This window comes from Saccharopolyspora sp., from assembly GCF_017434145.1.
GTDB lineage: Bacteria > Actinomycetota > Actinomycetes > Mycobacteriales > Pseudonocardiaceae > Saccharopolyspora_C > Saccharopolyspora_C galaxeae.
In genome coordinates this window covers 1-6,998 of record NZ_JAFRFW010000154.1, presented here as the reverse complement: position 1 = coordinate 6,998, position 6,998 = coordinate 1, and the positions used below count along the sequence as shown (strand labels likewise).

Here is a 6,998-nt window from a genome sequence, read left to right as displayed (position 1 = left end):
CGACCCGGGCAACCTCCGCGCCGCAGTGGAGGAAGCCGGCTACGCGCTGCAGCTCGCCGAACGCGCCCCGCGCAACTCGGTGGTGCCCGCGGACGAACTCGCCACGCACCGCGCGCTGCTGGCCGCGGTGCCCGCCGAGCTGCGAACGTCCTACCGGGACCGGGTGCTCGGGCCGCTGTTCGCCTACGACGCGGCGCACGCCGCCGATCTCGTCCGGACGCTGCGGATGTTCTTGGAATGCGGCGGCTCCTGGTCGCGTTGCGCCGGGAGCTTGCACATCCACGTGAACACGCTGCGGTACCGGATCGGGCGGGTGGAGCGGATCACCGGCAGGGACCTCGGGAACTTCTCGACCCGAGTGGACTTCCACCTCGCGCTCGGGCTCGCGGCCGAAGACGCCGCCGCGAGCCGCGGGTGAGTCGTGGGAGTGGTCACAATCCACTCCGACGACCGGGGGAAGTCACCCGAACGGTTCGTAATCCGCAGCTCGGACCGGTACTCTGCTTGGTCGGCACGCAGCGCCCCGCTGCGTCGACCGGACCCGGAAACCACGCGAGGCCACGCGGAACACGGAGGTAACGGGATTGACCGACCTGTCCGCCACCACCGGTGTGACGGACCGCCCGAGCGACGAGACCGTCGCCGGAAGCGCGGCACGTTCAGCTGAACGGATCCGGGGACACCTGGACCGCGCGGTACTCCCGACCCCGTGCCTGGTGCTGGACCTGGCGGTCGTGCGCGAACGCCACGCGCAGCTGCGCGAGGCGCTGCCGGACGCGCGGATCTGCTACGCGGTCAAGGCCAATCCCACTGCCGAAGTCGTCTCCTCGCTGGTCGAGCAGGGCAGCTCGTTCGACGTGGCCAGCCCCGGTGAGATCGACCTGTGCCTGGCGCACGGCGCCGCCGCGGAATCGATCTCGTACGGCAACACCATCAAGAAGCGCGCCGACATCGCCCGCGCCTACGAGCAGGGCGTGCGGCTGTTCGCCACCGACAGCGACGCCGACCTCGCCAAGATCGCCGAAGCCGCGCCGGGCTCGCAGGTGTTCTGCCGCGTGTTCGTGGACAACGAGGGATCGCGCACCCCGTTCGGCCGCAAGTTCGGTTGCCCACCGGAAACCGCGGTGCGGCTGCTTGCCCGCGCCGCCGAACTCGGCCTCGACCCCTGCGGGGTGTCGTTCCACATCGGATCGCAGCAGCACGACGCGGCCGCGTGGGAGCACGGCATCCGCGCCGCCCGCGAAGTCTTCGACGGCGCCGCGCAGCGCGGTGTCGCGCTGCGGATGGTCAACCTCGGCGGCGGACTTCCCGCCGAATACACCGAATCCGCTCCGCCGCTGGCCGACTACGCCGAGCGCATCGAACAGGCGCTGGACCGCGAATTCGGTGCGCAGCGCCCGGAACTGCTGATCGAACCCGGCCGCTTCCTGGTCGGCGACGCCGGCGTGCTGCGCAGCGAAGTCGTGCTGGTCGCCGCGGAGACCGGCAGCGACCGGCGCTGGGTCTACCTGGACGTCGGCCGCTACAACGGGCTCGCCGAGACCGAGGGCGAAGCCATCACCTACCGGCTGCGCACCGCCCGCGACGGCGACCCGGCCGGCCCGGTCGTGCTGGCCGGACCGACCTGCGACGGCGACGACGTGCTGTACCAGCGCGCGGGCTACGAGCTGCCGCGCACGCTGCGCGACGGTGATGTCGTGGACCTGCTCAGCGCAGGCGCTTACACGGCCAGCTACGCCTCGGTCGGGTTCAACGGTTTCCCGCCGCTGCCCACTTATTGCATCGACGGGCACGAGCGACCCTGACCGCTGCGGCCCCGCCCGGCCGCAGCGGTAGCTACCGAAACACGTTCACCAGGCGAAATCTGTGAAATGTTGGGAGGTCGATAGATGTCGATTGATGCCGGAACCCTGCAGCCCGTCGGTCTGTTCACCGGGCAGCACGTCCTCGCCGAGCTCGAAGGCGTGGCCGAGCAGCTACTCGACGACGAGCAGTTCCTCAGGGACACGCTGCACAGTGCGTTGAGCCGCTCGCAGGCCACGGTGTGCGAAGTGATCGCCAAACGGTTCGAACCGCAAGGCGTCACGGTGCTGGCATTGCTGTCGGAATCCCATGCCTCGCTGCACACCTATCCCGAAGAGGGCTCGATCTTCATCGACGTGTTCACCTGCGGGCACACCGCGCAACCCGAACGCGCGGTGGAACTGCTCGCCGAGGCGCTGCGGCCGGAGTCGGTGAACACCCGCACGATCCGCCGGGGCCGCGACTACCCGGAAGAACTGGCGTCGTGACCGGTGCTCGCCGGCCCGCCGCAGCGTGGGCCGGCGAGCAACGCTCCACAATGGACATACGATGCGGCGCGCCGGCGCCCGGCACGCGCAGCGGTCCGGGCCGGGCGCGCGCGACATCCTGGCGCGCCGCGGCCGAACACCCCACCTGCGCGGCGCGCTCTGCCACACTCGTCCCGCCGGGCGCGTTCTCCGCCCCACCGGGCGCCCTCCCCCAACGCGGGCGACATCTTCGAGGAGGAGCACCGTTGATCGAACTCGACGGGCAACGCTGGGTCAGCGAACCCCTGGGTGCCGACATGCGCAGGCTCTGGCGGGTCGACGAAGTGCTGTGGGAGGGCGACACCGCCTACCAGCACGTGCTGATCGGCCGCACCGGGCAGGGCGCCTCGCTGTTCTGCGACGACGACCGGCAGAGCACCGAGTTCTCGCAGCTGGTCTACCACGAGGCGATGGTGGTCCCCGGATTCCTGCTGGCAGGCAAGCTGGACCAGGTGCTGATCATCGGTTCCAGCGAAGGCGTGGTCAGCGAGCTCGCGGTCGCCGCGGGCGCCACCCGCGTCGACCACGTGGACATCGACCAGGAGTGCGTCCGCCGCTGCGCCGAGCACCTGCCCTACGGCTACCGCGCGCAGGACCTGCCCGCGCTCGAACGCGGCGAAGGTCCGATCACCCTGCACTACGCCGACGGCTGGAGCTTCCTGGACCAGGCCCCGCCGGAGGGCTACGACCTCGTCGTGGTGGATCTGCCGGACGAGCAGGCCGAGGACGCCGACGGGCAGCACAACCGGCTCTACGGCCTGGAATTCCTGCAACGCTGCCAAACCGTGCTCGCACCGGGCGGCGTCGTCGCGTTCCAGGCGGGCTGCCCCACGATCTGGCGTAACGAGACGCTGATCCGGTCCTACAACCGGTTCCGGTCGGTGTTCGAGACGGTGACCTACTTCGGCTCCGACGAGCACGAGTGGTCGTTCCTGTTCGGCCGCGCCGATCCGGTGGACGACCCGACGAACGTGATGCTGGACGCGCTGCCGAACAGCAAGTACCAGCCGCAGACCATCGACGACGCCAGCCTCATCGGTTGCACCGTGCCACCGCACGCCGTGCGCCAGCAGAGCTGAGCCGACCGCGAACCGCCCGCCGGAACACCGCGTCCGGCGGGCGGTTCGCGTTTCAGAGGAAATGCAAGTAGGGGTGCAGCGCGCCGGTGCCCGCCGCGGGGCTGAACCACTTGTCGAACGACAGGCCGCGCTCGCGCAGCCCGGCTTCGACGTCCGCGGTCAACGTCTCCTCGGCGCTGTCGTCGAGCTGCACGTCGACGTCGTAGAGCTCTTCGTGCGCGGTGCTGGTGAACGCGGCCGCGGTGAACTTCGCGAAGATCGGTGCGCTGTCGGCCCACTCCAGCAGTTCCGCGGCTTCCAGCAGCACTTGCGCCTCGTGCACGATCAGCCGCAGCGCCAGCGCCTCGGCGACGCAGCGCGGCGGCACCCATTCCGTCGCGGCCAGCCGCTCGGACACCGCGGCGGACGAGAGCAGGAACGCGCGCGCGAAGGTCGAGTCGTAACGCTGGTCGTAGCAGGGCGGCAGTTCTTCGAGCACCAGCAGGCCGGCGGCTTCGTCCACGGTGGCGTTGTTGATCGCCAGCGACAGCTCGTCGTAGAAGATCTCGTCGGTGACCACCCGGACCGCGTGGATCAGCGCGCCCGCGGCCAGCTCGGCCTTTCCCGCGGCGGCGTCTTCCGCAGCGCCGGTGCTTTCCGGGGTGAACGCCTCCGCCCCGAACGCGCGCAGCCGACCGGCGCATTCCAGCAAGGTGTCCCGCCAGCGCTCGGTCTCCCAAGCGGGTTCCGCCGAGGAGGACTCCAGCGCCTCCTCGACCGCGGCCTGCAGCTCGCTGGAGGCGCTGTCCGGCGCGGTGAGTTCGTCGGCCCCTGCGAGGCTCTGGTTGAACTCGTCCTCGGTGATGCGCACCGACGAGTCGGCCACCGTCCACGACGACAGCTGCTCGATCTCGCCGAGCAGCTCGTCGAGCACCGTCGCGCCCGCCCATTCCGCCGCGGCCAGCGAGGGGGCGTCCAGCACCAGCACCACGTTCGCCCGGTCCGGCTGGGTGGAGATCCGGAAGTCGAGCACGTCGATGTCGGTCTCTTCCGGACCGGTGACGCCCTCCACCAGCGCGAGTCTGCGATCCAGCAGCGCGACGACACCTTGCTGCTGCAAGGCGTCGAGTTCCTTGACCGCCGCCGGCGGTTCCAGTTCGGCCGTCACCACGTAGTCCACCGCTGCTCGCCTCTCCTTTCCGGGATGCCCGGCATGTTACGTGGCCAACCCGGCCGGGACCCGGTTGCGGGGAGATCTGCCGAGCCGCTCGTTTCGGCCATTCCCGGCGGCCGCCGAGAACCCGGGTGCGAGTTCGCGGCAGCGGGCGGAATGTTGCGAGGTTCGCGCGCGGCTAGCGGCGAAATGTTCCGGTCCGCCGCGGCCCTCGCAACATCCCGGGTGCCTCACTTGGCCTTGTCGTAGGCTTCCACGATCTCCGAGGGAATCCGGCCCCGATCCGACACCTGCATCCCCTGCGTCCGCGCCCATTCCCGAATGGCCTGGTTGCGCTCCCGATCCGCCGCGGTGGGTGCGGCGGAGGGGGACTTGCCCGCCTTGCCGCCCGTCCGCTTCCGGCCGCCGGTGCGGCGCGCGTGGGAGACGTACGACGCCAGCGAGTCCCGCAGTTGGGCGGCGTTGTCGGCGGACAGGTCAATGGTGTAGTCGACGCCGTCCAGGCTGAACTCGACCGTCGACTCCGCTTCCGACCCGTCGACGTCGTCGACGAGCTGCACTGTGACCTTCTGCGCCACTGGTAAACCCTCGATTCCCGGTTCGTTTTTCCTGGCCTTCGCGCAAGAGCTTACGACGAAGAGCGGGGGAACAATAAACGATTGTTGCGAAAATGTGCCACCCCGGTCCCGGGTGCGCGGCTGCGCTACCTGGATCCGCTACTCGGCTGCTTGTGCTGCATATTACTTTCTCGATTTCGCGGCGATCGGCTACCGTGGCCTCGGGTGGTTCGCCCGTCGGCCCCGCCTCCGGGTGGCTGTCGGCTCCTGGGAGTCGAACGGCTCGAGGACCACGTGCCCCCGCACGGCGGTTCTCAACCGCCGGTGGTGCTGTTCTATCGTTGACCGCGAGACAACAGCGATGCTGCGTGCTACAACGTTGGTCAGGGTCGCAGGTGTCTCGCCTGCAGGTGTCGCGGATCGAGACGGGGCACGTTCCCGAGACAGGTGATCATGGCCGAGCGGATTCAGGTCGAACTCGTCGACGACATTGACGGGTCGCCAGCCCAGCAGACCGTCACTTTCGCGCTGGACGGCGTGACCTACGAAATCGACCTGAGCGAGCAACATGCGCGGCGGTTGCGGACGCTGTTGGCTCGCTACATCGAGCGGGCGACGGTGCCCGGCAAGGAGCGGGAACAAGAACGCGCCGCACCGAGCAAACGCCACGAACGCGAAGAACGCGCGGCCCGCCAGGCGAACCGCGCGCTCACCGAAGAGATCCGGGGCGCCGCGCAACGCACCAAGGATCGGCTCAGCAAGCAGCAGGACGCCGAGCCGGGAACCGACGAACCGGAAACCGAGGTCGTCGAATCTCCCGCCGCCTCCCTGCCGCAGCGCGATGAGCGCGGGCAGCGGGACGAGGATCAGCAGGACGACGGGCAGACCGCGGCGGTCCCGGCGGTGTCGTTGCCGCAATTCTCGTCCGCGGTGGACTGACTTCCGCTCCTGGTCCCGGTACCGCAGCGGCCGGGCGTCATGACCGGTTCGCAGGCCGAACCGACGGCAAGACGCAAAGAACCGCATCGTGGGTCTTCCGCGATGCGGTTCTTCTTGTTCCCAGTGTTCGTTCCCGGCCCGTGCTCGTTCGCGCGGTCCGTTCTCGCGCGGGCGCGCGTGTGCGAGCTCGCCGCGGACTCAGTCGTCGGCGCGGTGCCTGCGCTTCTTGCCGCGGCCTTTGGAGTTGTGGTGCTTCGCCGGTTCGGCTTCGGTCACGGCGGGCTCGGCGTTCTCGGCCAGCGCCGCGGCGAACTCGGGGGGAGCGCTCAGACTCCAGTTGGTCGCCTCCGGGGCGATGAGTTGTTCCTGCAACTCCGTGTAGATCGGTGTCGAGTCCACCGCTTACCCCCGTCCTGTCGGTCGGCCCTCTTGGTCGACGATCGACGCTACCGGCGCGCGGGCGCGATCGATCGCGGAACGCTCGGTGATCACCCGAAGGTGGGGCGCCCCTGCGGGCTCATCCGACGGGCCATTCGCAAGCCTCCATCCGGGTGATGCCGTGATCGCCCGACGTGACCTGCAGTTTCAGCATCAGGTGGGGGGCGGTTTCAACGATGTTTTCCGGGGCCTGTAAGTTTCTCTCCGTCAGCGCGGAACGGGCCGGAAACGAAACGGACCGGGCGGTGACGGAGTCCGGAGCCGAAAGGCCGCGGGCGGTGGAGAACTTCAAAGCAGGATCGACCGTGGGCCGGTTCAGCGCGGGTGACCGAGAGGTGACCCCCCTGAAACCGGCGGGGTACGGGCCTGCTAGAGTTTGAAACATCAGCAAGACGAAGAGATGACTCCCCGGGGTTTTGGTGCCTGGTTGGTGCTGGGGTTCTGGTGTGGGTGTGTTCTTTGAGAACTCAACAGCGTGCCGATGATGGTGAGTGGTAGTACT

The 6,998-nt window shown here is 69.2% G+C and carries 9 protein-coding genes; 5 read left to right on the top strand and 4 right to left on the bottom strand.

The genetic code is table 11. The features are described from left to right. From IJH84_RS04380 to IJH84_RS04365, 4 genes are all read left to right on the top strand, one after another. On the top strand, positions 1-418 hold a 418-nt coding region (locus IJH84_RS04380), incomplete at its 5' end, for a helix-turn-helix domain-containing protein (RefSeq protein WP_295140482.1). 166 nt (positions 419-584) lie between these two features. Continuing rightward, positions 585-1,805 carry a type III PLP-dependent enzyme gene (locus tag IJH84_RS04375; RefSeq protein WP_295140479.1) on the top strand — a complete coding sequence of 407 codons (1,221 nt, stop codon included), beginning with the start codon at positions 585-587 and terminating at the stop codon, positions 1,803-1,805. Between the two features lie 84 nt (positions 1,806-1,889). Beyond that, complete coding sequence (gene speD / locus IJH84_RS04370; protein WP_200073443.1) at positions 1,890-2,291, top strand: adenosylmethionine decarboxylase; 402 nt, start codon at positions 1,890-1,892, stop codon at positions 2,289-2,291. A gap of 245 nt (positions 2,292-2,536) precedes the next feature. After that, positions 2,537-3,409 (top strand): spermidine synthase, encoded by an 873-nt coding sequence (locus IJH84_RS04365; RefSeq protein ID WP_233628579.1) that lies wholly within the window; start codon positions 2,537-2,539, stop codon positions 3,407-3,409. 52 nt (positions 3,410-3,461) lie between these two features. On the opposite strand, the gene IJH84_RS04360 is transcribed toward IJH84_RS04365, so the two are convergent. Next, a complete protein-coding gene (locus tag IJH84_RS04360; protein WP_200073442.1) occupies positions 3,462-4,568 on the bottom strand; it encodes a hypothetical protein in 1,107 nt (368 codons plus the stop codon). Positions 4,569-4,792: 224 nt separating this feature from the next. Further along, complete coding sequence (locus IJH84_RS04355) at positions 4,793-5,140, bottom strand: Lsr2 family protein (protein ID WP_200073441.1); 348 nt, start codon at positions 5,138-5,140, stop codon at positions 4,793-4,795. A 432-nt stretch (positions 5,141-5,572) separates the two neighbouring features. Here IJH84_RS04355 and IJH84_RS04350 point away from each other — a divergent pair, with 432 nt between their 5' ends. Then, the gene (locus IJH84_RS04350) at positions 5,573-6,058 is read left to right on the top strand and encodes an Lsr2 family protein (protein WP_295140466.1); all 486 of its coding nucleotides are present in this window, start codon (positions 5,573-5,575) and stop codon (positions 6,056-6,058) included. Between the two features lie 198 nt (positions 6,059-6,256). Here the strand turns inward: IJH84_RS04350 and IJH84_RS04345 are convergent, their stop codons facing one another. After that, positions 6,257-6,457, bottom strand: coding sequence for a hypothetical protein (locus IJH84_RS04345; RefSeq protein ID WP_295140463.1), 201 nt, complete (start codon positions 6,455-6,457; stop codon positions 6,257-6,259). Positions 6,458-6,575: 118 nt separating this feature from the next. Next, positions 6,576-6,998: hypothetical protein (locus IJH84_RS04340; RefSeq protein WP_295140460.1), on the bottom strand; the 423-nt coding region annotated here is incomplete at its 5' end.

Bases quoted from the DNA above. Each gene is read 5' to 3' on its own strand.
- speD (WP_200073443.1), top strand. From the start codon at position 1,890: ATGTCGATTGATGCCGGAACCCTGCAGCCCGTCGGTCTGTTCACCGGG.
- IJH84_RS04350 (WP_295140466.1), top strand. From the start codon at position 5,573: ATGGCCGAGCGGATTCAGGTCGAACTCGTCGACGACATTGACGGGTCG.